The following is a 1,118-nucleotide window of genomic DNA, read 5'->3' as shown; positions in this document are numbered from 1 at the left end:
GCCCAGGCCGGCCCCCAGCACGCCCTGGCCACCCTGCTCCTGCTGCGCGAGCTACGCACCGAGCGCGCCGGCTGGGAGGCCCCGCTGGTGGAGGCCGCCCGGGCCTCGGGTGCCACCTGGGCCGACCTCGCCCAGCCCATGGGCGCCAGTCGACAGGCCGCCGAGAACCGCTACCTACGCCTCAAACCCGCCACCGGGTCGACCGGGGCCGGACGGGTCAAGGCGGTCCGTGACCGGCGCGCCGCCGAACGCGCCGTCACCGCTTGGGCCCGCGATCACGCCGCCGACCTGCGCCGGCTCGCCGCCCAGGTCACTGCCCTGAGCGACCTCGCCCCGCGGCCCGCCCCGCGCTCGATGACCCCCACACCGCGCTGGGCGCCCCGGACGCCGCCGAACTCCTCACCCCGCCGGCCGCCATGCGCCCGCACCTCGGCACCCGCTACCCCCGCCTCGCCCACCGCTTCGACGACCTCGCCCAGCACGCCGACCAGCTGCGCCATGCCAGCGACCACCGGCGCGCCTGACCCCCTTGCCGCCGCCGAGGCGCGCACGCTGGCAGCGGATCGAGGACCGGCTCGCGGCCGTCGGACGCCGGATGCGGAGCGACAGCGGCGCCGCCATCGCCTCGATGGACGCCTGCCTCGCGCGCCTGGAAGCCTTACGCGAAGCCCTCCACGCCTCCCTTGCCCAGGTCGAACAGGACATCGCGCCGCAAGCCGGGGTCCGTGCGGCGCAACCCACAGCCCGGTACTGAGCGGGCCGTCACCATGCGGACAACTGTGTGGAAAGGAACCCTTCAGCAGACCGAGAAGGTCTCGCGCGCTCGGCGGTGCCGCGACTGCACGGCGGAGACTCACACCGCCGCCCGGCCAGATCGACCGGGCGGGGCAGCCGGGGACCGACTCGGGCCGATCCCCGGCGGCGTGCGCCTGTCCGCCCGTACCCCGCCAGAGCCCGCCGGCTCTGCGGGGGCTCGGCGCGCCGGGGCGGTCTGGCGGTGCGCTGGTCAGCCGGCGATCTGCTTCTTCCCACCACTGCTCGTGATCTCGATCTTGCGTGGCTTGGCCTGTTCGGCTATCGGAATGCGGATCGTGAGCACGCCGGCGTCGTAGTCGGCC

Annotated in this window: 1 pseudogene; it reads right to left on the bottom strand. The window is 75.7% G+C overall.

What is annotated here, in order from left to right:
• Positions 1 to 1,006: 1,006 nt before the first annotated feature.
• A pseudogene (locus AOK09_RS43015) lies at positions 1,007 to 1,118 on the bottom strand (Hsp20/alpha crystallin family protein); the annotation flags it as partial.

It is taken from the genome of Peterkaempfera griseoplana (assembly GCF_001418575.1).
Taxonomy (GTDB): Bacteria; Actinomycetota; Actinomycetes; order Streptomycetales; family Streptomycetaceae; genus Peterkaempfera; species Peterkaempfera griseoplana.
Note: the sequence above shows the minus strand (reverse complement) of the source record. Positions and strands in the feature narration are given on the sequence as shown.